At 63.1% G+C, this 26,528-nt stretch carries 26 protein-coding genes; 16 read left to right on the forward strand and 10 right to left on the reverse strand.

Annotation, left to right across the window (positions count from 1 at the left end; translation table 11 throughout):
* Window positions 1-29: 29 nt before the first annotated feature.
* A complete protein-coding gene (locus HJO_RS15150; protein WP_084142079.1) occupies window positions 30-1,133 on the reverse strand; it encodes a dipeptidase in 1,104 nt (367 codons plus the stop codon).
* A gap of 215 nt (window positions 1,134-1,348) precedes the next feature.
* On the opposite strand from HJO_RS15150, the gene HJO_RS15155 reads away from it, so the two are divergent.
* Window positions 1,349-1,597, forward strand: a complete 249-nt coding sequence (locus HJO_RS15155; protein ID WP_051618683.1) for a hypothetical protein — start codon at window positions 1,349-1,351, stop codon at window positions 1,595-1,597.
* Here HJO_RS15155 and HJO_RS15160 read toward each other — a convergent pair.
* The gene (locus HJO_RS15160; protein WP_035618568.1) at window positions 1,569-1,808 is read right to left on the reverse strand and encodes a hypothetical protein; all 240 of its coding nucleotides are present in this window, start codon (window positions 1,806-1,808) and stop codon (window positions 1,569-1,571) included. The genes HJO_RS15155 and HJO_RS15160 overlap by 29 nt on opposite strands.
* 153 nt (window positions 1,809-1,961) lie before the next feature.
* Between HJO_RS15160 and HJO_RS15165 the strand changes: the two genes are divergently transcribed.
* On the forward strand, window positions 1,962-2,339 hold the full coding sequence (locus HJO_RS15165; RefSeq protein ID WP_035618570.1) for a PRC-barrel domain-containing protein: 378 nt from the start codon (window positions 1,962-1,964) through the stop codon (window positions 2,337-2,339).
* A gap of 82 nt (window positions 2,340-2,421) precedes the next feature.
* On the forward strand, window positions 2,422-2,694 hold the full coding sequence (locus HJO_RS15170) for a hypothetical protein (RefSeq protein WP_035618571.1): 273 nt from the start codon (window positions 2,422-2,424) through the stop codon (window positions 2,692-2,694).
* Window positions 2,695-2,698: 4 nt separating this feature from the next.
* Here the strand turns inward: HJO_RS15170 and HJO_RS18465 are convergent, their stop codons facing one another.
* Window positions 2,699-2,836, reverse strand: coding sequence for a hypothetical protein (locus HJO_RS18465; RefSeq protein ID WP_156945738.1), 138 nt, complete (start codon window positions 2,834-2,836; stop codon window positions 2,699-2,701).
* Window positions 2,837-2,887: 51 nt separating this feature from the next.
* Here HJO_RS18465 and mgtE point away from each other — a divergent pair, with 51 nt between their 5' ends.
* The 3 genes from mgtE to HJO_RS15185 all read left to right on the forward strand — a co-directional run bounded on the left by mgtE (window position 2,888) and on the right by HJO_RS15185 (window position 6,847).
* Window positions 2,888-4,270: a magnesium transporter gene (gene mgtE / locus HJO_RS15175; RefSeq protein ID WP_035618737.1), complete on the forward strand. Its 1,383-nt coding sequence runs from the start codon at window positions 2,888-2,890 to the stop codon at window positions 4,268-4,270.
* 106 nt (window positions 4,271-4,376) lie between these two features.
* On the forward strand, window positions 4,377-5,618 hold the full coding sequence (locus HJO_RS17915; RefSeq protein ID WP_084142081.1) for a lysozyme: 1,242 nt from the start codon (window positions 4,377-4,379) through the stop codon (window positions 5,616-5,618).
* A gap of 56 nt (window positions 5,619-5,674) precedes the next feature.
* A complete protein-coding gene (locus HJO_RS15185) occupies window positions 5,675-6,847 on the forward strand; it encodes an isovaleryl-CoA dehydrogenase (protein ID WP_035618572.1) in 1,173 nt (390 codons plus the stop codon).
* 25 nt (window positions 6,848-6,872) lie between these two features.
* Here the strand turns inward: HJO_RS15185 and HJO_RS15190 are convergent, their stop codons facing one another.
* Window positions 6,873-8,861 (reverse strand): hybrid sensor histidine kinase/response regulator, encoded by a 1,989-nt coding sequence (locus HJO_RS15190; protein ID WP_035618573.1) that lies wholly within the window; start codon window positions 8,859-8,861, stop codon window positions 6,873-6,875.
* A 108-nt stretch (window positions 8,862-8,969) separates the two neighbouring features.
* Window positions 8,970-10,766, reverse strand: coding sequence for a patatin-like phospholipase family protein (locus HJO_RS15195; RefSeq protein ID WP_035618579.1), 1,797 nt, complete (start codon window positions 10,764-10,766; stop codon window positions 8,970-8,972).
* A 117-nt stretch (window positions 10,767-10,883) separates the two neighbouring features.
* On the opposite strand from HJO_RS15195, the gene HJO_RS15200 reads away from it, so the two are divergent.
* The 6 genes from HJO_RS15200 (at window position 10,884) to HJO_RS15225 (ending at window position 15,891) form a co-directional block, all read left to right on the forward strand.
* The gene (locus HJO_RS15200) at window positions 10,884-12,491 is read left to right on the forward strand and encodes a carboxyl transferase domain-containing protein (protein ID WP_035618580.1); all 1,608 of its coding nucleotides are present in this window, start codon (window positions 10,884-10,886) and stop codon (window positions 12,489-12,491) included.
* Window positions 12,492-12,520: 29 nt separating this feature from the next.
* Window positions 12,521-13,096 carry a type VI toxin-antitoxin system SocA family antitoxin gene (gene socA / locus HJO_RS15205; RefSeq protein ID WP_035618583.1) on the forward strand — a complete coding sequence of 192 codons (576 nt, stop codon included), beginning with the start codon at window positions 12,521-12,523 and terminating at the stop codon, window positions 13,094-13,096.
* A complete protein-coding gene (socB, locus tag HJO_RS15210; protein ID WP_156945744.1) occupies window positions 13,056-13,769 on the forward strand; it encodes a type VI toxin-antitoxin system SocB family DNA replication inhibitor toxin in 714 nt (237 codons plus the stop codon). Before socA ends, socB begins: the two co-directional genes overlap by 41 nt.
* A 151-nt stretch (window positions 13,770-13,920) precedes the next feature.
* Window positions 13,921-14,232, forward strand: a complete 312-nt coding sequence (locus tag HJO_RS17920) for an EF-hand domain-containing protein (protein WP_156945747.1) — start codon at window positions 13,921-13,923, stop codon at window positions 14,230-14,232.
* Window positions 14,233-14,385: 153 nt separating this feature from the next.
* Window positions 14,386-14,970 (forward strand): NAD(P)H-dependent oxidoreductase, encoded by a 585-nt coding sequence (locus tag HJO_RS15220; protein WP_035618592.1) that lies wholly within the window; start codon window positions 14,386-14,388, stop codon window positions 14,968-14,970.
* 117 nt (window positions 14,971-15,087) lie between these two features.
* Entirely contained in the window at window positions 15,088-15,891 is an 804-nt protein-coding gene (locus tag HJO_RS15225; protein ID WP_035618595.1) for an enoyl-CoA hydratase-related protein, read from the forward strand.
* On the opposite strand, the gene HJO_RS15230 is transcribed toward HJO_RS15225, so the two are convergent.
* Window positions 15,875-16,237 (reverse strand): hypothetical protein, encoded by a 363-nt coding sequence (locus HJO_RS15230; protein WP_035618597.1) that lies wholly within the window; start codon window positions 16,235-16,237, stop codon window positions 15,875-15,877. The genes HJO_RS15225 and HJO_RS15230 overlap by 17 nt on opposite strands.
* Window positions 16,238-16,366: 129 nt before the next feature.
* On the opposite strand from HJO_RS15230, the gene HJO_RS15235 reads away from it, so the two are divergent.
* Complete coding sequence (locus HJO_RS15235) at window positions 16,367-17,242, forward strand: DUF817 domain-containing protein (protein WP_084142083.1); 876 nt, start codon at window positions 16,367-16,369, stop codon at window positions 17,240-17,242.
* On the opposite strand, the gene HJO_RS15240 is transcribed toward HJO_RS15235, so the two are convergent.
* Window positions 17,232-17,627 carry a hypothetical protein gene (locus HJO_RS15240; RefSeq protein ID WP_035618603.1) on the reverse strand — a complete coding sequence of 132 codons (396 nt, stop codon included), beginning with the start codon at window positions 17,625-17,627 and terminating at the stop codon, window positions 17,232-17,234. The two genes, HJO_RS15235 and HJO_RS15240, sit on opposite strands and share 11 nt — an antisense overlap.
* 101 nt (window positions 17,628-17,728) lie before the next feature.
* Between HJO_RS15240 and HJO_RS15245 the strand changes: the two genes are divergently transcribed.
* The gene (locus HJO_RS15245; RefSeq protein WP_035618606.1) at window positions 17,729-19,633 is read left to right on the forward strand and encodes an acetyl/propionyl/methylcrotonyl-CoA carboxylase subunit alpha; all 1,905 of its coding nucleotides are present in this window, start codon (window positions 17,729-17,731) and stop codon (window positions 19,631-19,633) included.
* Here the strand turns inward: HJO_RS15245 and gltX are convergent.
* Window positions 19,630-20,973 carry a glutamate--tRNA ligase gene (gene gltX, locus HJO_RS15250; RefSeq protein ID WP_035618743.1) on the reverse strand — a complete coding sequence of 448 codons (1,344 nt, stop codon included), beginning with the start codon at window positions 20,971-20,973 and terminating at the stop codon, window positions 19,630-19,632. The genes HJO_RS15245 and gltX overlap by 4 nt on opposite strands.
* A gap of 135 nt (window positions 20,974-21,108) precedes the next feature.
* On the opposite strand from gltX, the gene HJO_RS15255 reads away from it, so the two are divergent.
* Window positions 21,109-21,915 carry a hypothetical protein gene (locus tag HJO_RS15255; protein ID WP_156945750.1) on the forward strand — a complete coding sequence of 269 codons (807 nt, stop codon included), beginning with the start codon at window positions 21,109-21,111 and terminating at the stop codon, window positions 21,913-21,915.
* 2 nt (window positions 21,916-21,917) lie between these two features.
* On the opposite strand, the gene HJO_RS15260 is transcribed toward HJO_RS15255, so the two are convergent.
* Both HJO_RS15260 and HJO_RS15265 read right to left on the reverse strand, forming a co-directional pair.
* The gene (locus HJO_RS15260; RefSeq protein ID WP_051618687.1) at window positions 21,918-23,156 is read right to left on the reverse strand and encodes an MFS transporter; all 1,239 of its coding nucleotides are present in this window, start codon (window positions 23,154-23,156) and stop codon (window positions 21,918-21,920) included.
* Between the two features lie 79 nt (window positions 23,157-23,235).
* Entirely contained in the window at window positions 23,236-24,885 is a 1,650-nt protein-coding gene (locus HJO_RS15265; protein ID WP_035618612.1) for an NAD+ synthase, read from the reverse strand.
* A gap of 125 nt (window positions 24,886-25,010) precedes the next feature.
* On the opposite strand from HJO_RS15265, the gene dacB reads away from it, so the two are divergent.
* Entirely contained in the window at window positions 25,011-26,492 is a 1,482-nt protein-coding gene (gene dacB / locus HJO_RS15270; RefSeq protein ID WP_051618688.1) for a D-alanyl-D-alanine carboxypeptidase/D-alanyl-D-alanine endopeptidase, read from the forward strand.
* Window positions 26,493-26,528 lie beyond the last annotated feature (36 nt).

Consider the following 26,528-nt stretch of genomic DNA (forward strand, 5'->3'; position numbering starts at 1 on the left):
GAGCGACGAAGCGCCCTTGGTCTTGTGGGTTACAGGACCTGCACTTCACGTAACACCCGCAAGCCGTTGGCGCCGATGATCCGGGAGATGTCTGCCTCCTGGAGGCCGCGCTTTCCCAGTCGGGAAATCACATCGGGAAACTGTCTGTAATTATCCCAGACCGGCATGAAGTTGGCATCCATGTCGGTGCCGATGGCGACATGCTCGATGCCGACCAGATCAACGAGTTCGAATATCCGGTCGATAAAGCCATCGAGATCCGTGATGCCGATCCCGGCCGGCCAGGCGCCGACAACGCCGCCTGTTGCCGTCACCGCTTTTGCAAGGTCGGGGCTGATGAAGCGGGCAGATTGAAGGTCTGGTGTCTGGATATGGGCATGCGAACAGATCACTGGCTTGTCCGAGGCCTCGATCATGCCGAAAGCCGTCGCCTCTGAAGCATGCGAAATATCCACAATGATGCCGGTGCGGTTCATCGCCTTGATGCAGGCCTGGCCAGACGGCGTCAGGCCGCCGTGAGTCGGAGACGCCGTTATCGTGTCGCCAAGTTCGTTACTGTGATAGTGCACCGGCGTGATGCATCGAACGCCATCAGCATGCGCTTCCGCAACGCGGCTGGCGCTGCCTTCCAGAAAATCACCGCCCTCTACCCCCAGCATGGCGCCAACCGCGCCGCTTTTGTGGATGCGCACGAGGTCATCCGCATCCAGAATACGCTCGACCAAGCCATGCGCCACCATCGCGTCCAGGCTCGCCAATTGCGTCGCGTAACTCGCGCGTGCTTCGCCGGGATGGAATTGTCTCTTTGCAACGAGCGCGTAACCATCCTGATCGAGCACCTGCAGATCGGCGACGGCGCAGAAGACCGCCGCGCTCATTCCTCCTGCCGCCATATCGGCAACAGCGGTTTCCTCACTGGGGCCGGCCGAAATGAATGCTTCCACGGCAGGCGACAGGTTCTGCGCGCCACGAACGAAAGATCGGCCAGGGTGTGCGTGCAGATCAAAAGACGGGTGACGCGCGAGCAGGCGCCTTGCGGCGTCCTCGGTTTCCACGGGGCGCATTCCTCCCATGCACCCAGCCACAGTCACACTGGCGGCCGCGCCGGCAAGGAAATGACGTCTGGTTGGCATGAACTGACTCCTCAGGTTTGGTGAAGGACCGGGTTAAGGCAAAGAAACAGACGATCGGGCGCCGGCTGGCGATCCCGCGATTTCGACAAGACCCTACTATCAGGCGCTAAAGTTGGTCAGTAAACTGGCTGGGCCGAAGTTCTGCATGTTTGGTGCCTTGCGCAACCTTGTGGCCGTCACGGCGTTTGCTCCCGATCAGCACACGAGGTGGACGGATGAGCGATGTTCTGGGCTACGTGGCCATGGCGACGGGGATCGTTGCCGCCGTACTGGTGTCGGCCAACCTGTCGCGCCGGATTACCGGCTACGCATTTGTCGTGTTCACACTGTCTTCGCTGGTCTGGGTCGCGGTCGGGTTCCTGAAGGGGCAGCCGCCGCTGTTGATCCAGAACATCGTGCTGACGGGCGTCAACCTGTTCGGTATTTATCGCTGGCTTATCGTGAAGGCGCCGACTGGCAGCTGATCAGGAGAACCGGCTGGGAGAACCGGGTCCGCTTGAGCCCGATGCGGTGGGTGAGGCAGGTCCACATACAGGCAAAGCCCGCAAACACCAGCGCGCAGGCGGCCTGCAGATTGCCGGACGCGGCGATGCGGCACACGTTCGCCCAGTCGCTCGGGCGACGGCGCAGGGCCTTTGGCAGAAACTGGAGGTAGGTGGCGTTGATGCGGGTCATGACTGGAGAACTGGCTGCACAGGAAAAAGTTCCCGCAGGTGGGCCGCGGAGCTGCGCAATCCCTGGGTCGGGCCCGGAGAGTGTTGGAACACGCGTCCGGTTCGGCGGTTGGTTGGGCGGGGGGCAGACACAAACCAAGACAGGAGAAACCCCATGAACACCATGACCCACGCGCCCAACTCACTGATCAGTTCCGACCGTGTTGAAGGCACCAATGTCTACAATGGCGAGGGTGAGAAACTCGGCTCGGTCGATTGCGTCATGCTCGACAAGGCCAAAGGCAATGTTGCCTATGCCGTGATGTCATTCGGCGGCTTCCTCGGCCTCGGCGAGAAGCGCCACCCGCTGCCCTGGCAGACCCTCAATTATGACGAGGGCAAGGAAGGCTATGTCGTCAACATGACCAAGGAGGAGCTGAAATCCGCTCCGACCCTGGACGTGAACGAGTATGATCGCCTGGCCGACCGCACCTATGGCGCCTCGGTGTTTTCCTATTACGGCCAGACGCCCTACTGGACGCCCATCGCATAGGGTGATTGCATATCGGACAAGCCGGTGCCTTCGGGTGCCGGCTTTCCACATCACCCCTGCAACCCGAAGGAGTGCCCGGCACATGACACAGATTTCGACGGAAAGCCTGGAAGGCCGCCTGCTGGCCCAGCGCCAGGTGCTGGCCGCGCTGATGGCGGGCCTCGCCCGGCAAGACGGGGCCGCCGGGCTCTGGGTGAAAGGCTTTCTCGATAGCGACCACCAGGTTGCCGATTCGAACGAGGATCCCGGCGCGGTGCCGGACCCGGCCTTCGCGGTCGAATTCATCATCGCCGAGGAAAAACAGCTGCTCGCCTCGGAGACCCGCCGGATCCTCGAGGCGGCCAGCCGAACCTGACGTTTCAGCCGGCGTCTGCCACCTGGAAATGCTGCAGCATGTCGCGGGCCGCCGCATCGTCCGGCGCAAGCCGGGCAATCGCGCGATTGAAGTATGCCACATGGCGCTGTTCCGCCCGGAGAATATCGCCGGCGTCTGACACCGCTAACGTCTCCGCTTGCCGAAACGGGCCAACCCCGGCAAGAACAGCGTCATGACGGACACCGCCCCACAGGCACCCCCGGCGCCCGACGCCGCAGAGATCGATGCCGCCCTCGTGGCGGACATCATCGATGCCGTTGCAGAGCGCGACACGAGGTGGCTGGCCCGGACCCTGCAGCGCATGCACCCGGCCGACGCGGCGGATGCACTTGAACAGCTGCCCTATGACACGTTCGAAAAGGCCGTCGAACTGCTCGGTGGCGAACTGCCGCCCGACATCCTGATCGAACTGCGCGACGCCTATCGTGAAGGCGCGGTTGACGTCCTTCCGGACGCCGCCGTTGCCACTGCGCTGGACGAGCTGGATTCCGATGACGCGACGACCATCCTCGAAGATCTCGAAGATGCCCGCCGCGAACGCATCCTTGAAGACCTCGCACCGGTCGAACGGGCCCAGCTCGAACGCGGCCTGGCCTACGAGGAAGAGACCGCCGGCCGTCTCATGCAGACGGAATTCGTGGCGCTGCCCGAATTCTGGAGTGTCGGCCATGCCATCGACCATGCCCGGGCCCTCGGTGACGAATTGCCGGAAGTGTTCTACGAGGTCTACGTCACCGATCCGGGCCACAGGCTGATCGGTGTCGTCGCGCTCGCGACCCTGCTGCGCACACCGCGCGACGTGCTGCTGTCCGACATCATGGAAGACCCCATGTCGGACATCACCACCGACATGGACCAGGAAGAGGTCGCCTACGAATTCCAGAAATACTCGCTGGCGTCGGCGCCGGTGAAGGACAGCGCCGGGCGGCTGGTCGGCATGATCACCGGCGATGACATGGTCGATGTCATCCAGTCGGAGAACACCGAAGACCTGCTGTCACTGCTCAACGTGCGGTCGGCGGACGGTTCCGACACGGTATGGGACACGGTCAAGGCGCGCGCCCCCTGGCTGGGCGTCAACCTGTTCTCCGCCTTCATTGCTTCGGGGATCATTTCCATCTTCCAGGGCACGATCGAAAAGATCGTTGCGCTGGCCGTCCTGATGCCAGTCGTGGCGGCGCTGGGCGGCAATGCCGGCAGCCAGGGCCTCGCCGTGACGGTGCGGGCGATTGCCGAACGCCACCTCGATGGCGGCGCGGCCCGGCGCGCGGTGTTTCGTGAGGTCGCCAGCGGCCTTGTCAACGGCCTGATCTTTGCCGTGGGTGTCGGGGTGATCGCGCTGATCTGGTTCCGCCAGGTTGACCTGGCGCTGGTCATTGCGGCGTCAATGCTCGCCACCTTCATCTGGGCCGGCTTCTCCGGAATCCTTGTTCCCCTCGGCCTGAAGCGCCTCGGCGCCGACCCGGCGGTGGCCTCGTCAGTATTCGTTCTGACATTGACCGACGTGATGGCATTCTTCAGCTTTCTCGGGCTCGCGTCGCTGGTTCTCCTGTAAACAGGGCGATTTTGGGCTGAATTTCGCGAGTCAGGCGAACGGGCGCGCCATTTGCAGTGTGCTCCGCTAGTAAAAGTCCAATTGTATCAATACGGGAGCCATCTGGATGGCCCGGCCCATGCGAACATCCCGGAACGGTCTCGAACTCATCAAGAGTTTCGAGGGTTTTCGCGCACGCGCGGCCCGGCTGCCGAATGGCCGCTGGATCATCGGATACAGCCATACGGCAACAGCGCGCAGGGGGCTGACCGTCAGCGCCGGCGACGCCGAACTGATCCTGCGCCATCATGACCTCCTGCCGGTTGAGCACCTGATCGCGGACCGCGTTCTGGCCCCGCTGAGCCAGAACGAGTTCGATGCGCTTGTCTCGTTTGTGTTCAATATCGGCGTTATGGCCTTCGTCGCATCGGATGTCCTAGCCCACCTGAACACCGGCGACCGGCTCCACGCCGCTGACGCCATGACCCTCTGGCGCAAGGGCAAGGTCGACAATGAACTGCGCGTGATCGACGCGCTGGTACGCCGTCGCGCCGCCGAGAAGGCGCTGTTCCTGGAGCATCCGTCAGGCCGGGCGGCCGTGGCCACCGCCCTCGTGACGCCCCAGCTTGACCTGGCCGCCGCCGTGATGCCGCCCCGTGAGCGCCCGGTCGTGGTCGAGACCCGCCTTGACGGCGACCTTGCACGCGCTGTCGAGGCTGAAACACCCGAAGCGCCCGGAACCTCGCCGCAGGCTGCTGCGCGCGCGGTGAACGAACGCCTGACCCGTATTCTGGGTGAGAATGCCCGGCTGGCCTCCGGACGGACCACACAAGCTGCCAATGACACGGCCGACAATGACGGGCCAAGCATTGCCGAGATCACACGCGCTGTGTCCGCGCTCGCCGACCCCAACGGGACATCTGCCCCCTCTTCGGTGATCGATGTTGCCAAGGGCCCGCCGGAAGGCATCGAGCGCCGCCGGGCGCCGCGTGCGCCGGGCGGGGCCGATTTCGGCACGCCGCTGAATTTCGATGACGCTGCCCGTTCTGCCGGGCGGAGCGCGCTGGTTGACGACCTGGCCCCGGTCTCGATCAGCCAGGACGAGATCGACCGCACATTGGCGGAGAATGATGCCTTCCACGATGACACCATCTATGAAGTGATGCGCGAGGGCTGGCCATTCGCGCTGCTCGCCGGAATCGGCTTCATCGGCTTCCTGACCGGCATCCAGCGTTTCTTCGATGCGGCACACACGCTGGTCGAGCGGACGTCCGATATCTATATCGGCCCGCTGCTTTCGCTCGGCAGCGCTGTCATCCTCGTGATTTCAGCCTACTACCTGATGCGTGTCCTCGCCCGGCGAACCTGACTCGTCCCGGTGGATTTTGCGCTGACAGGCCGGGCAGGCCCTGCTAATCAGGCAGCATGATTGCGAACACATATCCCAGCCTGAACTTCGATCTCGGCGAAACCGCCGACATGATCCGTGAAACCGTGGCCAGCTTTGCCCAGAACGAGATCGCGCCGCGCGCGGCAGAGATCGACCGCACCGACACCTTCCCGCGAGACCTGTTGCCCAAGATGGGCGAACTGGGCCTGCTCGGCATCACGGTCGAGGAGGAATGGGGCGGCACCGGTCTCGGCTATCTCGAGCATGTCGTGGCGATGGAGGAAATCTCCCGCGCGTCTGCCTCGGTCGGCCTGTCCTACGGCGCGCACTCGAACCTCTGCGTCAACCAGCTGCGCCGCTGGGGCAACGACAACCAGAAGACCCGCTACCTGCCGAAGCTGATGTCCGGCGAGCATCTCGGCGCCCTCGCGATGAGCGAGAGCGGCGCGGGGTCCGACGTCGTGTCCATGAAGCTGCGCGCAGACAAGAAGGGCGACCGTTATGTCCTCAACGGCACCAAGATGTGGATCACCAACGCGCCGGATGCCGACACGCTGGTCGTCTATGCCAAGACCGACCCGCAAGGTGGCTCCAAGGGCATCACCGCCTTCCTGATCGAGCGCGGCTTCAAGGGTTTCTCGGTGGCCCAAAAGCTCGACAAGCTCGGCATGCGCGGGTCGGAAACCGGCGAGCTCGTGTTCGACAATTGCGAAGTGCCGGAAGAGAACGTGATGGGTCCGGTGGGCGCCGGGGCCCGCATCCTGATGAGCGGTCTCGACTATGAGCGCGCGGTTCTCTCGGCCGGCCCCACGGGCATCATGCAGTCCTGCATGGACGTCGTTCTGCCCTATATTCACGACCGCAAGCAGTTCGGCCAGTCGATCGGCGAATTCCAGCTCGTCCAGGGCAAGCTGGCCGACATGTACGTCCAGATGAATGCGGCCAAGGCCTATGTCTATGCCGTCGCCAAGGCCTGCGACCGGGGCGAGACGGCCCGCAAGGATGCGGCCGGGGCGATCCTCTACGCGGCGGAAACCGCCACCAAGCTGGCGCTGGACGCCATCCAGCTGCTCGGCGGCAACGGCTACATCAACGAATACCCGACCGGCCGCCTGCTGCGCGACGCCAAGCTCTACGAGATTGGCGCGGGCACAAGCGAAATCCGCCGCTGGCTGATCGGGCGTGAACTGTTCGGCGAGACTGCCTGACGAGACAATCCGGCAGCCAAGACGCCTAGCCGTGGCGGCGGCGTTCTTCGGGAGCGACCTTGAGGTTCAGGCAATCGGCGATCACTGCGATCAGTGATCGCATGTCGATTGGCTTGGCGACGTAGCCGCTGAACCCTTTTGCGATGAACTTTTCCCGATCGCCGCGCATGGAATCTGCGGTCAGGGCGACCACCGGGATATCGGCATTCATCCCGTCACTGGCGCGCAGGCGTTCAAAGGCCTTCTGGCCATCCAGCCCGGGCATGTGAACGTCCATCAGCACAAGGTCGTAGCGACTTTTTTCCAGTTTTTCGAGCGCAATCAGCCCGTTTGCGGCTTCGTCGGGTTCGAGCTGGTTCTGCTCCAGGAACGTCCAGGCCACCCGGCGGTTGATTTCATTGTCATCCACAATGAGGATTCTTGGAAGGCGGACCTTGGGTGCCGTGGTCTCGGTGGCTTTGCCGCGATCGACGCCGGAGATTGCCTTGACGTCGCCGGTGCCCACTGCCTGGCTGGCGGGTTCAGCATCGAATTTCAGTGTAAAGACTGTGCCGCGTCCGGGTTGGCTTACGACGGAAATGTCACCGCCCATCATGCGGGCGAGCTGGCGGGCGATTGGCAGGCCAAGGCCACTGCCGCCATACTTGCGGGTAGTCGACCCGTCTGCCTGTGCAAAGGGCTCGAAAATGCGGTCCATCTTGTCTTCGGGAATGCCGCAGCCGGTATCCGACACGTGAACGGTGACCCGGATCCGGCCGTCCTGCTTGGGCCGTGCCGTGGCCGCGATCAGCACATTGCCCTTGGCCGTGAACTTGATGGCATTGGACACCAGGTTGCTGACGCACTGGCGCACGCGTACCGGGTCTATCTTCAGGCGCGACGGGACACTCGGGTCAACGAACAGGTCGAGGCCGATGCCCTTTTCCGCAGCAATTGACGCATAGAGCTTGCGCGTGCCGTCCAGCCGGTGGCGCAGGTCCGTATCAATGGTGGAAATATCGAGCCGGCCGGCTTCGATCTTGGAAAGGTCGAGGATGTCGTTCAGGATCGACAGCAGATTCTGGCCGGACTCCAGGATGATGTCGACCTGCTCGCTCTGGTCCTCACGGAGGTCGGCGTGCGACAGGACTTGCGCCATGCCGAGGATGCCGTTCAGCGGTGTACGGATCTCGTGGCTCATATTGGCCAGGAATTCCGACTTCAGGTTGGTTGCGTGCTCGGCCTTGCGCAGTGCGATCTCGAGTTCGCGGGCAGTCTCGCGCTCCTCGCGAACGTCACGGGCGTGCGAGATGAAGATGTGTTCCCCTCGCGCTTCGGACCAGGCGCAGGACAGCGCACTGGACACCAGCAGTTCCCGGCCGTCCTTGGTCAACACGTTACGGTCCTGAATGTCCTGCTTGATCGTGCCCTTGAACAGCTGCCGGCCGACTTTCATGGCCATGGCCTGATCTTCCGGACACAGGATGACGGCAGTGCTTTTCCCGTGCAGCTCGCCGGGTTCATACCCAAGCAGTTTGTGGAGCGCATCGTTGGCATAGATGATTTCGCTGGTTTCAGTGCTCAGCGTAATCCCCTGCACGGCGTGGTTGAATGCGGTGCGGAACAATTCGTAGGAATCGCGTGCCGCGTCCCGCTCATGGGCGATTTCCGTGACTTCGGCCGAACAGACGATGCAATTGTCGCCGCGCGGCAGGATGGAATAGCGCACCACGGTGCCCTGCAGATGCTTGAGGCGCCCGTCGGGAGTCGGCCGCCGGCCGGTATTTGATATTTCCTGGCGGGTGCCAGATTCAATGCAGCGCACGGATGCCGCGAATATGTCTGAACTTCCATAGGCAGGGTCCAACTCGCATGCGCGCATGCCGACCATCGTTCCACCTTCAGGGAAGATGGTCCGCTCGGCGGTTTCATTGGCAGCAACCCACTCGAAATCGATGATCCTCCCCTCGGAATTCCGGATGGGGCTGAGCTCAACAATAGCAAATGGTAACAGGTCCAGGACTGCTGCATCCATGGCGAATTTCCTCCAAGCCGGCCTGCGCGTCTTGGGGCGCACTTCCGGCTGCGCGATCTTGTGGTGATGTCGGTTAATGGAATGTTGAGATTCGCGCTGACGTAGACGTCAGGCAGGGCAACATTTTTCAAGGATATCACTGGTTTCCAGCGCCTTGATCGCCGCGTTGTAACCCGCTTCGACGGTGGCGTCGTAAGCTTCCCAGTCGCGCAGCTGGGTGTCGATCAGATCCGGCAGGATCAGGAGGTCGGTCATATCCCATCCGAATGTGCGGTCCGAACGGATGGTTGCGGTGCGCATCAGCAGGCCCGCGATTGGCGGCGCGGCCGAAAAGCCGTGTCCGAGCACCCAGCGGAAGAATCCCGGCGGGTTGATGAATTCTTCCACGTTCAGGCCTTCGGGCTGGCGGGTCACGTCGCACCCGACGACATAGCCGCGATGCATGTCCCGCATCACGTCGACCGGGAAATTGTTCAGCACGGCACCGTCCACCAGAACATCATGGCCATCCACCACCGGCGGCAGGATGCCGGGCAGGGAGATTGTCGCCCGCAGGGCTTCGCGCAGCAGGCCGGTCCGGTGCAACCGCAGCGTGCCGGAGGTAAGGTTCGTCGATGTCGCGAAGAACGGGATGTCCAGGTCGCACATTTCCGATTCGCCGAAATGTTCCTTCAGGCGGGCATTCACGCGCAGGCCCTTCACCATGCCCACGACCGGCAGCGTATAGTCGCCGAGCGGGTTGGTCTCGACAAAGGCCTTTCGGATGCGCCGGTCGATCTCGTCATCGTCCCAGCCCATTGCAACGCAGGCTGCGATGACTGCCCCCATGGACGACCCGCCCGCGAAATCGATGGGGACGCCTTTCTCCCGCAGGGCGCGGATCATGCCGATATGCGAGTAGGCCCGCGCGCCGCCGCCCGACATGACGACGCCCACCGACCGCCCGCACATGACCCGGGCCAGGCGGTCGCAGCTGACGCCCTGCACGCCTGTCCAGTGGAACACGCGGCTGGCACCGGACGCTTCCAGCCATTCGACCGGCCGTGCCGCCCGCCGCTCATTGCCATGGTGCAGCAACACCACGTCGACCAGCTTGAGCGCGTGGGCGGGCGAATCATTGTCTGCCATCAGCGGGTTTGACGGGCGTGCGTCGGCGCGCCCGACCACCCAGATCCGGTCGGCCTGGCGCGACGCCAGCCGATACCAGGAATTGTTGCCGATCGTGGCCACCAGGATCACCACGTCATGGGTCAGTTCGAGGTGATCAAAGAAGGTCGACGGTTTCTCGTCGCCCATCGCCTGGTCGACGATGGCGGTCGTCTTGCCGAGGACCTTGAGCGAATCGCGCAACGCCCGGGCACGCAGGCCGAGGTCGATGGTCGGAGAGGTCCCGACCAGGGTAAACACCTTTGGCGCGGCCTGTGTCGAACGCTGGCCGGCCCGTCCGAGGCGTTTCAGGATGACCCTGATCATCGCTTCCAGCAGTTCCGGCTCGGCCTTGACCATGCGCTGCCAGCCCTTGCGCGAGATCGCGATCACTTCGGAATCGCGGATCGCATAGACAGACCCGGTATGGGGGGCATTTTCCGGTGCGCCGTCTTCGTCGACGTCAATTCCGCCCAGGAACAGCCCCATCTCGCCAACCGGTTCGCCGGTACGGATATGGCCAATGAACTCGTTATGGCCGTCGCCACTCTTGCGGAAAGCGCCCAGCGTGCCGGACAGGACGAAAAAGATCGAATCAGCCGGCTCGTCCGCCTCGAACAGGATGCCGCCGGCTGGCAGGGAAAACCAGCGTGCTTCCTTGCCGGCGGCCTTCATGGCGCGGGCAGGTACATCCTTCAGGAACGGGATGTTCTTCAGGGTTGGCAGGACGTCCAGGCTCATGGGTTTGAACATGCCCATTCAGCGCACCTCTTTCAAAGGAAATCCCTCTGTTGTGTGTTTCAATTTCGGTTGACCGCTGCGTGACACGGCCTCCGGCCCTCGCTAAGCAAGTTTCAGGCCCATGAGGGAGGCACCATGCCAATACTGAAATCGAGTCTGGACGTCGCAAGTGAGGGCTTTGCCCGTAACCGCGCCGCAATGCAGGCCTTGCTGGACGAACTGGCAGCAAAGACTGCAGAGGCCGCCCTTGGCGGGCCCGAATCGTCCCGCGTGCGGCATACCGGCCGCGGCAAGCTTCTGCCGCGTGAGCGGGTCGAGCGGCTGGTCGATCCGGGGAGCGCTTTTCTCGAAATCGGCGCACTGGCCGCCGATGGCATGTATGACGGCGAGGCGCCGGGCGCGGGCCTGATCACCGGCATCGGCCGGGTCGAGGGCCGCGAGTGCATGATCGTCTGCAATGATGCGACGGTCAAAGGCGGCACCTATTACCCGATCACGGTGAAGAAGCACCTGCGCGCACAGGAGATCGCGCTCGAGAATCACCTGCCTTGCATCTATCTTGTGGACTCAGGTGGCGCAAACCTGCCGCACCAGTCCGAGATTTTCCCTGACCGGGAGCATTTCGGCCGCATCTTCTACAATCAGGCCCAGATGAGCGCGAAGGGCATCCCCCAGATCGCCGCGGTCATGGGCAGCTGCACCGCCGGCGGCGCCTACGTGCCCGCGATGAGCGACGAGACCATCATCGTGCGCAAGCAGGGCACGATCTTCCTCGGCGGTCCGCCGCTGGTGAAGGCGGCCACCGGCGAGGTGATCTCTGCGGAAGACCTGGGCGGCGCCGATGTGCACGCTCGCCAGTCCGGCGTGGCAGACCATTACGCGGCGCACGATTCCCACGCGCTCGCCATCGTGCGCTCGATCATCCGCACGCTCGCCACGCCGAAGCCCCAACCCTTCGCCCTGACAGAGCCCGCTGAGCCGCTCTACGACGCATCCGAACTGCACGGCCTCGTCCCGCCCGACCTGAAAGAGACCTATGACGCCCGTGAAGTCATCGCGCGCCTCGTCGACGGGTCGGAATTCCACGAGTTCAAGAAGCTCTATGGCGAAACCCTCGTCTGCGGCTTTGCCCGGCTCTACGGCATGCCGGTCGCGATCCTAGCGAACAATGGCATCCTGTTCTCCGAGAGCGCCCAGAAGGCGGCCCATTTCATCGAACTGGCCGACCAGCGCCGCATCCCGCTGGTCTTCCTGCAGAACATTACCGGCTTCATGGTCGGCTCGAAATACGAGGCCGGCGGCATCGCCAAGGACGGCGCCAAGATGGTCACCGCCGTTGCCACGGCCAGCGTGCCCAAGTTCACCGTGGTGACGGGTGGCAGCTTCGGGGCAGGGAATTACGGCATGTGCGGGCGGGCCTATTCGCCCCGCTTCCTCTTCATGTGGCCGAATGCGCGCATCTCGGTCATGGGCGGCGAACAGGCCGCCTCCGTGCTCGCCACGGTCAAGCGCGAGGGCATCGAGCGCAAGGGCGGCGAGTGGGCAGCGCAGGAAGAAGAGGCCTTTAAACAGCCGATCCGCGATCTCTACGAGGAAGAGGGCAATCCCTATTTCTCCACCGCGCGCCTCTGGGACGACGGCATCATCGACCCCGCCGACACACGCCGCGTCCTCGGCCTTGCCCTCTCCGCCAGCCTCAACGCCCCGTTCCCGGAACGCGGTTTCGGTGTGTTCAGGATGTAGGTAAGTCGTGAATCAGTGTATGCGAAGACATGTCTGAACCTGTCGATGTCCTAGTGGCTGCCAACGCCGTAATCAGAGTAGCCAAGGTTGCTGGCCTCGATATTACTCATTTGAAATTACAGAAAATTTTGTATTTTGCCTACGCAATTTTCCTGGTCGAGGAAAATGAACGGTTGCTTGATGCAGAGTTTGAGGCGTGGCAATACGGACCTGTCATCAGAGAGCTTTATGCAGAGCTAAAGCCACGAGGAGCGTCCGAACTGGTCGATCCAATTCGAGTGGTCGACCCCGCGACGGGAGTGCCACTGCAAGAAGAAGCTGAAATTGATGAGAAAAGACTCGCCTTTTTGCAGCGAATCACTTTGTTCTATGGAAAATTGACGTCGGGTCAACTGGTAAGCAAGTCGCATGCTACAGGAGGCCCTTGGAGCGTCACCGTTGAGGAAGCTGAGCGTGAACTCAACGTAGGCATGATAATTTCGGACGAGACGATCCGGAAGTACTACCGGCAGCAATGGCTTGGTGCCAATCTAGATACGAACACAGAGCAGAAAAAATTCGAAGATGATCACGACACCCCGATTGCCACGCGAGGATTTCGCTAATTATTCTCCGCTTGCGGAGCTCTTCCAAAGGCAAGCGCTGAGCCGACATTCGACTTTTGTGCCCGACTGGACGCTGTCTCCGTTTCGGGATGCGCTCTTTGATATCTTCAACGTTCAAAACGGAATGTTCGAATTTGCCCAGATGCCATGGGAGCATGTGCGAAAGTCAATAAAGCTCCGCTGCGCGAAATACCCGAACAGTGAACAATTGAATGTCGGGGTTGCTGAAGGTGCTTGGAACTGGGCCCAAGAAAATATGGCAATCGGAAAGGCGCATGATGCCGAGGCGGTGCCGCTGGGAGGGGGATGGTTCCTCAACTACTGGCACGGTTTCTACGTCGTCATCGACGGCGAGGTTTTGTTACCTTTTTTTGACGCTCGCAAAGGTGCCAGCAGGGTTTCCCTTGAAGGTGCAAAACTCATTTGTTCGATCAATAGTCACTATATTGCAAGAGGTCGTTTTCGCCATGCGACCCCAGTGGTTGTTCAATTCCCAGAGCGGAGAGGCCAACGTAAAGCAAAAGTCATCCGGTTCGACAAATCGGAATTGATGAGGCGCGATTCTTTTGAGCCTATGCTTTTGCGAACAGCGGAGATGTGGCGTGAAATCGTTCAGAGCCGTGGTCCTGGAGTCGCGCGAGAAGATCCTCGTCAGTCTGGCTTCGGTTTTTAGAGCTTGAATTTCAGCGGGGCCGACGTACCGGCATCCGGATGCGATCATTACATCTGGTTCGTGAACCGTTTTTCACGCCCAATTAACGGCGTCCTGACGTATGTTCTGCTTCAACCCGTACAGGTGGCAGCAACGGGGAGGTCAGGCGCGGATGGCAATGCGAACGAGTTTCCTGATGGCGGCGGCGATGATGACCGCGCTGATCGGCCATGCCGGCGAAATGCCGGACTTCTCCCAATTCGATATCGATGATGATGGTCTGATCACGGAGGATGAATATGTCTCCTACCAGACCGGTTCGCGCCGGGCGACCGAATCGGAGGCCATCGCCAAGTTCACCAAGCTGGACCTCGATCTCAATCACACCGTGACAGAGAATGAACTCGCCCGCGCCGTTGATGCTTGGCGCGGCACAGACGACAGCGAATCCGTGTCGGCCATTGAATTGGCTGATAGTCAGTAACGCGCATGACACGGGGAATGGGAGGGCCTGCCGGCTGGCGGGCCCTCTTTCTTTGGTTGCCTTGCCACATGCCTAGGGGGAGTCCCGTATTGGGCCGCACCGCCTGGTCTGGCAAAAATCGTGGCAGGGGCAGGTCTCGACCCGGAGTGTGACATGACCAGAATCTGCATCATTGACGGCCACCCGGACCCGGCGCCGCGTCACCTCATCCACGCGCTCTGCGATGCCTATGCCGAGGGTGCGGGCGAGGAAGAGCATGAGGTCACACGGATTGATGTGGCCAGACTTGCGTTCCCGCTCATGCAGACGGCGGAGGAGTTTGCCAGCCCGCCACCTGAACCGATCCTGGCCGAGCGCGAGAAGATTGCTGCGGCCGACCACCTGTTCATCGCCTTTCCGCTCTGGCTGGGCGGCATGCCGGCGAAACTGCGCGCCTTCTTCGAACAGGCCGCGCGGGCAGAATTCTTTCTCGCCACCGGGGACAGCGAACACCAGTGGCCCATGAAGATGATGAAGGGCAAATCGGCCCGGACGGTCATCACCATGGGCATGCCGGGCCTTGTCTACCGGTTCGCCATGGATGCCGGTGCCCTGCGGGCGCTGGAGCGGGGTGTCCTTGGCATTTCCGGCTTCAGCCCGCTGCACCATACAATCCTTGGCGGTGCCGGCGAGGTTGACGCCGCCAGGTTCGAGCGCTGGTGCACCGATATGCGCATCCTTGGCCGCGAAGCCGCCTGAGCGCGCTCCCGTTCGCCAAACACTTGCGATAATTGACGTTTTCCCTATTCGCTACACGCCAGCATCTCTGGCATAGTACGCCGGAACCGAACACGCTCTCACACGTCAGGACACCGTATGATCGACAATGTCTATGAAACCATCCGCCTTGAAGCCACGCCCGGGGGCCTCGTTGTCATCACCCTCAACCGGCCGGATGTGCACAATGCCTTCAATGCCGTCCTGATCGAGGAACTGACCGACGCCTTCGACACGATCGCCGACCAGGAAACGATCCGGATGATGATCCTGCGCGGCAATGGCCCGTCCTTCTCCGCCGGGGCAGACCTCAACTGGATGAAGCGGGCCGCCGAGCTGCACACGAAAGAGGACAACGAGCACGACGCGCAAAAGCTCGCCGCGATGCTCCTGTCACTCTATGAGATGCCTCAGATGACGCTGGCTCTCGTGCACGGCGCAGCGATGGGCGGCGGCGCCGGGCTGGTGGCCTGTTGCGACGTCGCGGTGGCCATGAAGGGTACGAAGTTCCGTTTCTCCGAGGTCCGCCTCGGTCTGACCCCGGCCACGATCAGCCCCTATGTCATCGACGCCATCGGCCCGCGCCGGGCCCGCGCCCTGTTCGTGACCGCCGAGACCTTCGATGCCGAATATGCCGAGCGCATGGGCCTCGTGCACTATGTCGTCGATGACCAGGCCGCCATGACGGCAATGGAAGAGCATCTGGCCACGCTCGTGTTTGCTGCCGCGCCGGGCGCGATCGCAGATGCCAAGAAGCTCGTCTCGGATGTCACCGGCGAGGTCATCGACAAGGACCTTGGCCACGACACGGCGCGCCGCATTGCGGCCCGGCGGGCCTCCGACGAGGGCAAGGAAGGCATCGCGGCCTTCCTTGAGAAGCGCAAGCCTAGTTGGGGTGGGTGACGGCGTCGTCGGCGCCCGGAATCCTGCCGACAGGAATGCCAAGGTCAGTCAGGAAACTGAGCGTCGCCTCCACCGGGTTTATCCCCGTCATCTGTTCGATCTGGGTCTGGAAGAAGTAGGCCAGCACCGCGATGAGAATCACGTAGATCACGAACTGCATCAGGGATTTCAGCAAGAAGGCGCCCGCGCTGCCTGCGACAAGGCCGACGCCGCCAAGCACCAGCGCGCCGGTGATTGGCGACAGGTTGCTGACATCAGCTGCCTGCGTAAAGCCGATATAGCCGCCAACCGCAGCGCCGACGACGCCCGCAAGACCGCTTACCTGAACTCCGGATGCATAGGCCATTTCGACTCCCCTCGATTGACTGTGGTTAATCCTTACGACAAGCCGCATGCGTAACAAAGCCGGAATTTCACCCCGGGAACGACCCGTTCCGGTCTCAAACCTGCCCCGATACAGGCCGATTGAAGCGCCATGACACCGCCGCTCCCCCCGCCGCCATCCACCCCCTTGCAGCGCCGTCTGCACCTATGGCGGGCTGCGCTTCACGCCCGCTGGGTGACGGGTCCGTGGACCCAGGGCGCCTTCGAATTCCTTGCCTTCGGCATAAAGCAGGCCTGGGCCTGCCTGTTCGGCGGCGCCATGCTGGGCCTCCTGATGCTGACCTTCCTGTTCTACCCGGACAATGCCCCGGTCTCGCGATACGATTTCCTCGTCCTCGCGGCGGTGGCTATCCAGGCCGCCATGCTGCTCTCCGGACTCGAGACGTGGGAAGAGGCGCGGATCATCCTCGTCTTCCATCTGGTCGGCACCGTGATGGAGCTGTTCAAGACCGCCCATGGCAGCTGGATCTATCCCGAGGACAGCTATCTGCGCATTGGCGCCGTGCCGCTGTTTTCAGGCTTCATGTACGCGGCCGTCGGATCCTACCTCGCCCGCGTCTGGCGCATTTTCGCCTTCCGCTTCACCCACTTTCCGCCGCTCTGGCTGCAGGGCATGCTGGCCGTGACTGTCTATGTGAACTTCTTTGCCCATCACTGGCTGCCGGACATTCGCGTCGTGCTGTTTGCTGCGACGCTGCTCATCTATGGCCGCTGCTGGGTTTTCTTCCGTCCGGACGTCGCATATCGCAGCATGCCCCTGGTGGTCGGCTTCCTGCTGGTTGCGCTGTTCATCTGGTTTGCGGAAAACCTCGGCACCTTTGCCCGCGCCTGGGCCTATCCCGGGCAGGAGGACGGCTGGGAAATCGTCTCCCTTGCCAAGCTCGGGTCGTGGTATCTCCTGATGATCATCAGTTTCGTGCTGGTCGCCACGGTACACCGAGCGCGCGCCGACAGGGCTATCGGCTAGCATCCACGCACGGTTCGTAGAACTTGCCGGGATCGAAGTAGAGCGTCACGAGCAGGCCTTTCAGCGCATTGGCATCAAGGCCAACCGCTTCGGCGCCGGCATAGAATGCGTCATCGGTTTCCTTCGGACTGCCCTGGTAATAGGCGGCCCAGAGCCGCATCAAGCGGTCGCGACCATCCGCCGCCTCGATCCAGTGCGAGACTTCCGCCTTCGCGCACTTGCAGAACGGCCTGGCCTTCTTTTTCGCGACGCCTCGGTCGGTCACGTCGACCACGCACTGCTTTTCCCAGGCCCTGGCGACGGATTTCTCGCTTTTCGGTGTGGCGGCAGCGGTGCCTGCGGCAAGCAGGGCGGCAGCGAAAATCAGGGCGGGCAGTCGGAGCATGGCGCGTTCCTTCGGTCAGGTCCGTGATTGCGGCGAGCCTAGGCAGCGTCCTGCTGCGGCGCAACTTGTCTTTTCAGGCAAAATCGGCTCTTGCTGCGGCCATGATCAAAAGCCTACTCATCGCCAATCGGGGCGAAATCGCCTGCCGCATCATGGCCACCTGCCGTGACCTAGGCATTCGCACCATCGCCGTCTATTCCGATGCTGACGCCGCCGCGAAACACGTTCGCGAGGCCGACGAGGCCGTGCATATCGGCCCGGCCCCTGCTGCCGACAGCTATCTGCGGGCCGATCGCATCCTCGCCGCCGCCAAGGCGGCCGGTGCGGACGCTATCCATCCCGGCTACGGCTTCCTCTCGGAGAATGCCGAATTCGCCGAGGATGTTCGCAATGCCGGCCTTGTCTGGGTCGGCCCGCCGCCCGGGGCGATTCGCTCGATGGGCCTGAAGGATGAAGCCAAGCGCATTGCGGAAGAGGCGGGCGTGCCCGTGCTGCCCGGCTATCGCGGCGAGGCGCAGGACCTGAAGACACTGACAGCAGCCGCAAAGGACGTGGGCTACCCATTGCTCATCAAGGCGATCGCTGGCGGTGGCGGGCGCGGCATTCGCCTCGTCACCAAGGCCTCCGCGCTGAAGGACGAACTTGAAAGCGCGGTCCGTGAAGCGACCAACGCATTCGGCGATGGCCGCGTCATGCTGGAAAAACTGGTCGAACAACCCCGTCATATCGAAGTCCAGGTCTTCGGTGACAGCCACGGCAACGTGGTCCACCTGTTCGAGCGCGACTGCTCGCTCCAGCGTCGCCGCCAGAAAGTGCTGGAAGAGGCCCCCGCACCCGGCATGCCGGATGACGTGCGCGCCGCCATGACGGATGCCGCCGTGAAACTGGCCGCCGCCGTCAAGTACGAAGGGGCAGGGACGGTGGAGTTCATCGTCGATGGCAGCCGCCCGCTCAGCGTCGACAGCTTCTGGTTCCTCGAAATGAACACTCGGCTGCAGGTCGAACACCCTGTCACCGAGATGGTCACCGGAACAGATCTCGTCGAATGGCAGCTGCACGTCGCCAGCGGCGGCGAACTGCCTCTCGCGCAGGACGAGATCACGCTTCGCGGGCATGCCATCGAAGCGCGCATCTGCGCCGAAGACCCGTCCGAAGGCTTCCGCCCCGGCGCGGGCCTGATCCTCGAATTCGGCCTTCTGGAGCCGATTGATGGTGAACTCATCCGCTGGGACACCGGCTTTGAAACCGGAGATCGCGTGCCCTCTGCTTACGATTCCATGATCGCCAAGCTGATCGTCTCGGGCGACGACCGGGATGAGGCCGTCGACCGCCTGATCGACACGCTTGCCCACACGCAGCTTGTCGGCGTGCCATCGAATGCCGGTTTCCTGCGCCGCTGCGCCATGTCGGATGCCTTCCGGGACGCGACCCATCATGTGAACTGGATTGCCGAGCAGGGTGACGCGCTCACCGCTGCGCCGGACGAACACGAACTGGCCTCGATCCTCGCCGTCAGCGACATCCAGCTCGACGCCCCCGGCGCCGCCCAGCCCTGGGACGTCAAGGACGGCTGGCGCATGAATGCTTTACCCATGCACAAGGCTGCCGTGGCTGTCGGCGGCGATGCCGACTGGATCGACCCCGACGCCTTCGACCTGCCCGAAGACATCCCGCTGCCCTACGTTACCGACCTCTCCCCCCGCCGCTACGCCGTCACCACGGCAGGCGACAGCGTACTGGTCGAGGTGCCGGACTATGACGCCGATGTTGAAGCGCTGCTTGGCGGCGATGCCGTGAAGGCCCCGATGCCCGGCAAGATCATCGCGATGAACGTGAAAGCGGGCGATACGGTCACCCACGGCCAGACGCTCGCCGTCATGGAAGCCATGAAGATGGAACACTCACTGGCCGCGCCGCGCGACGGCGTGGTGAAATCCGTCTCCGGCACAGTCGGCGAACAGGTCGCCGATGGTGTGGTCCTGGTGCAGCTGGTGGAGGAGGCCTAAGCCGCCTTCAGCCGTTTGAACGCCCGCTCGCGCCCGATCAGCGGCATCAGGCTTGCCATGTCAGGCCCATGTTCCTGACCGGTCAGCGCCTTGCGCAGGGTCATGAAAAGGGCCTTGCCCTTGCGCCCCGTCGCGGCCTTCACGGCATTGGTCCACTCGCTCCAGGTCTCGGCGGTCAGGTCGCCGGCCGGCAACAGGTCAGCCGCCTGCAGCACGAAGTCCCTGTCCTCGGCATCGACCAGCGGTGGCACGTCACCGAACACGGTCCCGACCCAGGCCTTTACCTCCGGCAGCAGGGAACAGTTCTGGCGCACGACGGTCCAGAACGCCTCGTCGGCCGCTTTCGGGTCGATCGCCGTCAACCGGTCCTTCACCGCATCAAATGGCAAGCCGTGCAGAATGGTCGCGTTCAGCGACAGGAGGTCCGCCTCGTCAAACCGGGCTGGCGCCCGGCCGATCTTGGCGAAATCGAATTCCCTGGCCAGTTCGTCGAGGCTCGTGCGCGCCTCGACATTGTCCGACGTGCCGATCTTGGCCAGCAGGCTGGTAATCGCCATCGGCTCATAGCCCTGCGCGCGCAGTTCGCCCATCGACAGCGAGCCAAGCCGTTTCGACAGGCCCTGTCCGTCAGCGCCGATCAGCAGCGGCGTATGCGCCATCTGCGGCGCCGTACCGCCCAGCGCGTGGAAGATCTCGATCTGCGCGCCGGAATTGGTGACATGGTCCTCGCCGCGCACGACATGCGTGATACCGGCGTCAATATCGTCCACCACCGAAGGCAGCGTGTAGAGATAGCTGCCGTCCTCGCGGATCAGCACGGGGTCTGACAGGCTCGATGTGTCGATGCTCTGTGGCCCGCGCACCAGGTCGTCCCAGTCCACCCGGTTGCCGGACAGCTTGAAGCGCCAGTGCGGTTTCACGCCATCGGCTTCCAGCTTGGCTTTCTCGGCGTCGCTCAGGTCCAGCGAAGCGCGGTCATAGACGGGTGGACGCCCGCGCGAGAGGGCGATCTTGCGCTTGCGCTCCAACTCGTCGGCGCTCTCATAGGCTGCATAGAGCAGGCCCATCTCCTTCAGGCGAGCGGCGGCCTTGTCATATTCGGCAAACCGGTCCGACTGGCTGAACGTGTCGGCCCAGACAAGGCCCAGCCATGTCAGGTCCTCGCGCAGGCCGTCTTCATAGGCCTTGGTCGAGCGTTCGACGTCCGTATCGTCGATGCGCAGGATGAATTTCCCACCCTGCGCCTGCGCAAACAGCCAGTTGATCAGGGCCGTTCGCACGTTTCCGACGTGCAGGCGTCCTGTCGGCGATGGGGCAAAGCGGACAATTGGGTGGGTCATGGGCGTTGTTTTCCAGTCAGGTGAAGCCGCTTTCGACATCAAATTACTCAAAAAGCCAAGGCATAGGCGTCACAATCTTGCTATTGTTTATGCTAATCATGGGCCTCCAAGCGAGTCGCCCGAAGGAGCATGGACATGAAATTAGGCTGGTATGCTGCCGCTGCTGTATTGCTGGCCGCCTGTGGGCAGGCAAACAACGCGCCGCAGGAGAGCGATATTGTCGAAATAGACGACGCAACCCTCGACGAAGCGCCGGCGCTGGCCCGCGAATACGTCCCGCCCGACTATTCCAAGATCACGAGCTATGGCGACGACTGGTATCTCAGCCCCGGCTGGCCCGGCGAGTACCCGGCCGGTTTCGTGATCCTCGACGCTGACGTCACGGTCGACGGGCGCACAGCCCCCGACCACACCAAGCCGCAGGACAAGGCCTGCAGCCTGCCGCAATTTGCCAATTACCAGCTCTGGAACAACAAGCGTGTCGCGGCAGACGAACTGGAATTCTTCGTCGCGACGAAGACCTTTCCGGTCACCCTGACCCAGGATGCCAACGTGGAATATGTCAGCGACGCCGGCATGCAGGTGCTGGAAATGAAGCGCGGCGACCAGTTGACCTACCTTCGCTATCTCGGTGAGGGCTTCGCGATCCTGTCACGCGACGGCACTGAATATGACATCAACGAAGCCGAGCTGATGGATATTTCCGATATTCGCGACAGCAAGGGCGAGGAGGATGAGTGGATCCGCGTCACCTGCGGTGACGGCACGCGGGCCTGGCTGCTCTATGATGACGTGATCGCCGAGCCCGGCATCGTGCCTTCGCCGATCACCGGCTATGGCGATGCTGCCGACATCCTGCCCGATCAGGTCGAGGCGATCCGGGCCGAGGCTGAGGCCAATGCGGCTGCGGCGGCCGCCATGGCGGACGAGCCGTTCGAATAGGTTCAGGTGTGCGGCACCGGAACGCGCTCAATCGCAATGGCTGACAGCTGTGGCTGCAGCGCCAGCATCAGTGCGCTGGCCGCTAGGGTGTAGGCGCCCATGAACAGCAGCTGGAGCGGGAATCCAATCCCCAGGTCGATCAGGTATCCGGTGACCAGCGGGGAAACCGCCGACGCCCCCACGACGATGGCAAAGGTCAGCGCGCGAATTTCGCCCAGGAATTTCGGTCCGAACAGTTCCGGCCACAAGGCGCCGGCGATTGCCCCGTCAAACCCGGCGGTGATACCGATCAGGATCATCATCGGAAGCACGATCCAGAAGCCGTCCACCTGTGAAACGCCGATCAGGGCCAGCGCCATCGGGACCAGATAGACAGGCAGCAGACGGTGCGCGCTGAACCGGTCGATCAGGCCGCCGCAGAGCAGCGAAGAGGCGACCTGGACCAGTGCGAAAACCGAGAAGGTCGCCGCATAATTGGCCGAGTCCCAGTGCTTCACGTCCATCAGGTGCAATTGGTGGAACAGCAGGCTGGTCAGCATGAAGGACGGGCAGAGCACGCCCGCCAGCAAGATCCAGAAGGCTGGTGATCGCAGAACCTGTGCGCGTCGCCAGCTCCGCTTTTCGCTTTGCATGTCTGCGTCCGGCGTGCTCGCCACGCCTGACGGCACGCGTTCGTGCGACAACAGCACGAACAGGACCGGCACCGCCACCAGCAGCATCACGGCCGCTGCGAGAATCCACAGCTGGCGATACCCGAACATGGCCATCACCGTCACGGCCAGCGCTGGTGTCGACGCGATACCGGCGGCATAGCCGAGTGAGACGATGCTGATTGCCCGGCCACGCCTGGCTTCGAACCAGCGGCCCGTCGCTGTCATCGCCACCTGGCTCATCATGCCCTGTCCGAACAGGCGCAGCGCCAGGAAGGCAAAGAACAGCATCCACACCGCCTGCACCATGGCCATCAGCAGGCAGGCGGCGGCCAACCCGCATGCCGTGATGATGGCCGCCGTGCGGGTCGTCACCCGGTCCACGATACGCCCGAATTCCAAAAGGATGATCGCGCTCGCGGTTGTCGCCAGCGCATAGACGAGGCCGATGCCGCCATGATTGAGGCCGAACCGCTCCATCAGGTCGGTATTCGACAGCGAGATGAAATAGGTCTGGCCGAAGCTCGATGCCAGCGTCAGCAGGAACCCTGCCAGCAGCCACCGCGCTTCGACGCGCAGGAAATTGAACATGCTCAGGGCACCTTTGATCCGGTGAGTTATAGGCCGGTCAATCCATAGTAGTGAAGGGGGTGCGCTGAAACGGGGGCTTTCAGTCGTCCCGGAACCGGTTCGTGATCGGATAGCGCCGGTCGCGGCCGAAATTCTTGCCGCCGACTTTCACCCCTGGCGGCGCCTGACGCCGCTTGTATTCCGCGATGTAAAGCAGATGCTCGATGCGGCGCACGATTGTCGCGTCATGGCCCCGCGCCACGATGTCGTCGACATCCTCTTCCTGGTCCACGAGCCCACGCAATATGTCGTCCAGGACCTCGTACGGCGGCAGGTTGTCATCGTCGCGCTGGTCTTCGCGCAGTTCGGCCGAGGGGGGCTTGGTGATGATCCGTTCGGGTATGACCTCTCCACCCGGCCCCAGCGCGCCGCGCGGTATGGCCGTGTTGCGCCATTTCGCCAGCTCGAACACTTCGGTCTTGTAGAAATCCTTGAGCGCATTGTAGCCGCCGCACATGTCACCGTACAACGTTGCATAGCCGACCGCCATTTCGCTCTTGTTGCCCGTCGTCACCACCATGTGGCCGAACTTGTTGGACAGTGCCATCAGCGTCACCGCCCGCAGGCGCGACTGGATGTTCTCCTCGGTCGTGTCCGGCTGTGTCCTGGCGAACTGTTCGCTGAGCATTTCGTCCAGCGCATCGACACCTGGACGGATGTTGATGATGTCATACCTGCAGCCCAGCATCTTCGCGCAGGCCTTGGCATCGTCCAGGCTGTCACTGCTGGTGTATTTCGACGGCATCATCACGCACCACACGCGCTCTGCGCCCAGCGCGTCCACCGCCATCGCCGCCGTCAGCGCCGAGTCGATTCCGCCGCTCATGCCCAGCACCACGCCCGGGAACCGGTTCTTGTTGACATAGTCGCCCAGCGCCAGCACCGCCGCGCGATATTCCGCCTCCCAGCCCGTGGTCAGCGTGGCGACGGCATCAGAGCTGAAACGGTGCGTTTTCGCGTCATAGGTCACTAGCGCCGTGCCGGTCTCGAAGTCGCCCATCAGCTGGTGTTCGGTCCCGTCATGGTCGACCGCATAGCTCGATCCGTCGAAGACCAGTTCGTCCTGTCCGCCCACCTGGTTGACGAACAGGTAGGGCACGCCGGTCTTGCGCCAGGCCGAGAAGGTGGTGTGGCGTTCCGTCTGAACCGCGCGGCGCCAGGGTGAGCCATTCGGCACGATCAGCATCTCTGCCCCTGCTTCATGCAGTGCCGACGGCACGCGCGGGAACCAGATGTCCTCGCAGATCGCGACGCCGACGCGGATGCCGTTGAACGTGAACACCGGCATTTCGCCCGTGCCAGGGTCGAAGATCCGCTTTTCGTCGAACACGCCGTAATTTGGCAGTTCGCGCTTGTCATAGCGGCCGGCGATCTGCCCGTCCTGCAACAGGACGCAGGCATTGTGCAGCTTGCCGTCAGCGGCCCAGGGTGACCCGATCAGCACGGCCGGCCCGCCCGCCGTCTCTTCGCCCAGCAATTCCACTGCCGCCATGGACAGTTCAACCGCCGAGGGCTTCAGCACCAGGTCTTCCGCCGGATAGCCAAGGATGAACAGTTCGCTCAGGACCAGCAGGTCGGCCCCCGCTTCCCGCGCCTCGACATAGGCTTGCCGCGCCAGTGCCAGGTTACCCTTGATGTCGCCAACCACGGGGTTCAGCTGCGCCGCGAGAATTTTCAGGTCTTTGCTCATATTGAGCATTTAGGATGGCTCGCCCCTTATGTCATCCGCTTTGAGCCTGCGCCCGCCCTTCCGCATCCCGCAAACGTCGCGCATAGTCCGGGCGGAACAGGCAATTCGGCGCGCGGGTGAGCGGCATGCAGACCACAATTCGCTTCCTCTTCGTCGGCCTTTGCCTCGTGCTCGCCGCTTGCGTGTCGCCGCTGCAGCGCGATCTCAACCCGCCCGAAATGCAGGGCGTGCGCTGGGGCCTGCTCGTCACCGACATGGACGGAAACGAACTTGCCGCCATCAACCCGGACCAGCGCTTCCTGCCGGCTTCCAACACCAAACTGTTCACCACCGCGGCCGCCTTCCGCTGGCAGGCAGACCTCGCGGCCATGCAGCCCCGCCTCGCCACCCATGTCACCCTCGAACCTGCCACAGGCGACGCCCCGCCAAGCCTCGTTCTCCACGGCCGCGGCGACCCGCACCTCAGCGACAGCCCCGATTGCGAGACCCGCTGCCTCGCCACGCTCGCAGACGCGGTTGCGGCCACAGGCCTTGCCGCCATCACCCATGTCATCGGCGACGATACCTGGTTTCCTGACGAGCGCTGGGGCCCCGGCTGGAGCTGGGAAGACCTGCAAAGCGACTTCGGGACCGCCACCTCGGCCCTCAGTATCAATGCCAATGCGGTCACGCTCACCGTCACGCCTGGCGCGACGATCGGTGCCCCGGCAGACGTCGCCTGGGCGGACGCCGACGCAGCCTACATGATCATCAACCAGACCATCACGGCCCCGCTGGAGCCGGCAGGCGGGGATGCAGCGGACGACCCGGAAGACGATTTCGCCATCGTGCATCTTCCCGGCACGGCCACTGTGCGTGTCTCGGGCCATGTGCCGCCGGATGCGGGGCCCCGCACCTATCGCCTCGGCCTTGACGACCCCGCCCTTGCCGCCGCGACGCGCTTCAGCGCCCTGTTGCAGGCGCGCGGCATGCGCGTGGAGGGGGAGGCGCTCGCCCGGCACCGCTCGTCCACCGCCACACCCCCACCAGACGCGGCTCTCACCTCACTCGCCCCCGAAACCCTGCCGCTTGCCGCGCTGCCGCCGCTCTCCCTTGCCGATGCACTGACCGAAATCTCGAAGGACAGCCAGAATCTCTATGCCGAAATCCTGCTGCGTCACCTTGGGCGTATCAGCGAGGACGGGACGGCCAAGGCCGGGCTCGCCCGCGTCGAGGTGCTGCTGGCCGAGGCAGGCGCTGCCCCGAACGGGTACGATTTCTTCGACGGGTCCGGCCTGTCAGTCTACAACCGCGTCAGCCCGCGGACGATCGTTGCGCTGCTGCGCCATGCCGCCACGCAGGACTGGGGCGCGGCGTGGCGCGAGACCTTGCCCATTGGCGGCGTCGACGGTTCGCTGCGTCACCGCTTCCGGGGCACGCTCCTCGAAGGGAAGATTGTCGCCAAGACCGGCACCCTCAAGGGCACCAACGCCCTCTCCGGCTACATGACCGCAGCCAGCGGCCAGACCCTGGTCTTCTCGATCATCGCCAACGACCGGCCACTGGCGGTGCCGTCAGCCGTACTGGTCATGGATGCCGCGCTCGTGAGGATCGCGGAGAGGAACTGAACGTCTTCCCCACTCGCCTGGGAAGGGGGCGACAGG

The sequence above is a fragment of the Hyphomonas johnsonii MHS-2 genome, assembly GCF_000685275.1.
Lineage (GTDB): Bacteria > Pseudomonadota > Alphaproteobacteria > Caulobacterales > Hyphomonadaceae > Hyphomonas > Hyphomonas johnsonii.

Bases quoted from the DNA above. Each gene is read 5' to 3' on its own strand.
- HJO_RS15150 (WP_084142079.1), bottom strand. From the start codon at position 1,133: ATGCCAACCAGACGTCATTTCCTTGCCGGCGCGGCCGCCAGTGTGACT.
- HJO_RS15155 (WP_051618683.1), top strand. From the start codon at position 1,349: ATGAGCGATGTTCTGGGCTACGTGGCCATGGCGACGGGGATCGTTGCC.
- HJO_RS15160 (WP_035618568.1), bottom strand. From the start codon at position 1,808: ATGACCCGCATCAACGCCACCTACCTCCAGTTTCTGCCAAAGGCCCTG.
- HJO_RS15165 (WP_035618570.1), top strand. From the start codon at position 1,962: ATGAACACCATGACCCACGCGCCCAACTCACTGATCAGTTCCGACCGT.
- HJO_RS15170 (WP_035618571.1), top strand. From the start codon at position 2,422: ATGACACAGATTTCGACGGAAAGCCTGGAAGGCCGCCTGCTGGCCCAG.
- mgtE (WP_035618737.1), top strand. From the start codon at position 2,888: ATGACGGACACCGCCCCACAGGCACCCCCGGCGCCCGACGCCGCAGAG.
- HJO_RS17915 (WP_084142081.1), top strand. From the start codon at position 4,377: ATGGCCCGGCCCATGCGAACATCCCGGAACGGTCTCGAACTCATCAAG.
- HJO_RS15185 (WP_035618572.1), top strand. From the start codon at position 5,675: ATGATTGCGAACACATATCCCAGCCTGAACTTCGATCTCGGCGAAACC.
- HJO_RS15190 (WP_035618573.1), bottom strand. From the start codon at position 8,861: ATGGATGCAGCAGTCCTGGACCTGTTACCATTTGCTATTGTTGAGCTC.
- HJO_RS15195 (WP_035618579.1), bottom strand. From the start codon at position 10,766: ATGGGCATGTTCAAACCCATGAGCCTGGACGTCCTGCCAACCCTGAAG.
- HJO_RS15200 (WP_035618580.1), top strand. From the start codon at position 10,884: ATGCCAATACTGAAATCGAGTCTGGACGTCGCAAGTGAGGGCTTTGCC.
- socA (WP_035618583.1), top strand. From the start codon at position 12,521: ATGTCTGAACCTGTCGATGTCCTAGTGGCTGCCAACGCCGTAATCAGA.
- socB (WP_156945744.1), top strand. From the start codon at position 13,056: ATGATCACGACACCCCGATTGCCACGCGAGGATTTCGCTAATTATTCT.
- HJO_RS17920 (WP_156945747.1), top strand. From the start codon at position 13,921: ATGGCAATGCGAACGAGTTTCCTGATGGCGGCGGCGATGATGACCGCG.
- HJO_RS15220 (WP_035618592.1), top strand. From the start codon at position 14,386: ATGACCAGAATCTGCATCATTGACGGCCACCCGGACCCGGCGCCGCGT.
- HJO_RS15225 (WP_035618595.1), top strand. From the start codon at position 15,088: ATGATCGACAATGTCTATGAAACCATCCGCCTTGAAGCCACGCCCGGG.
- HJO_RS15230 (WP_035618597.1), bottom strand. From the start codon at position 16,237: ATGGCCTATGCATCCGGAGTTCAGGTAAGCGGTCTTGCGGGCGTCGTC.
- HJO_RS15235 (WP_084142083.1), top strand. From the start codon at position 16,367: ATGACACCGCCGCTCCCCCCGCCGCCATCCACCCCCTTGCAGCGCCGT.
- HJO_RS15240 (WP_035618603.1), bottom strand. From the start codon at position 17,627: ATGCTCCGACTGCCCGCCCTGATTTTCGCTGCCGCCCTGCTTGCCGCA.
- HJO_RS15245 (WP_035618606.1), top strand. From the start codon at position 17,729: ATGATCAAAAGCCTACTCATCGCCAATCGGGGCGAAATCGCCTGCCGC.
- gltX (WP_035618743.1), bottom strand. From the start codon at position 20,973: ATGACCCACCCAATTGTCCGCTTTGCCCCATCGCCGACAGGACGCCTG.
- HJO_RS15255 (WP_156945750.1), top strand. From the start codon at position 21,109: ATGAAATTAGGCTGGTATGCTGCCGCTGCTGTATTGCTGGCCGCCTGT.
- HJO_RS15260 (WP_051618687.1), bottom strand. From the start codon at position 23,156: ATGTTCAATTTCCTGCGCGTCGAAGCGCGGTGGCTGCTGGCAGGGTTC.
- HJO_RS15265 (WP_035618612.1), bottom strand. From the start codon at position 24,885: ATGAGCAAAGACCTGAAAATTCTCGCGGCGCAGCTGAACCCCGTGGTT.
- dacB (WP_051618688.1), top strand. From the start codon at position 25,011: ATGCAGACCACAATTCGCTTCCTCTTCGTCGGCCTTTGCCTCGTGCTC.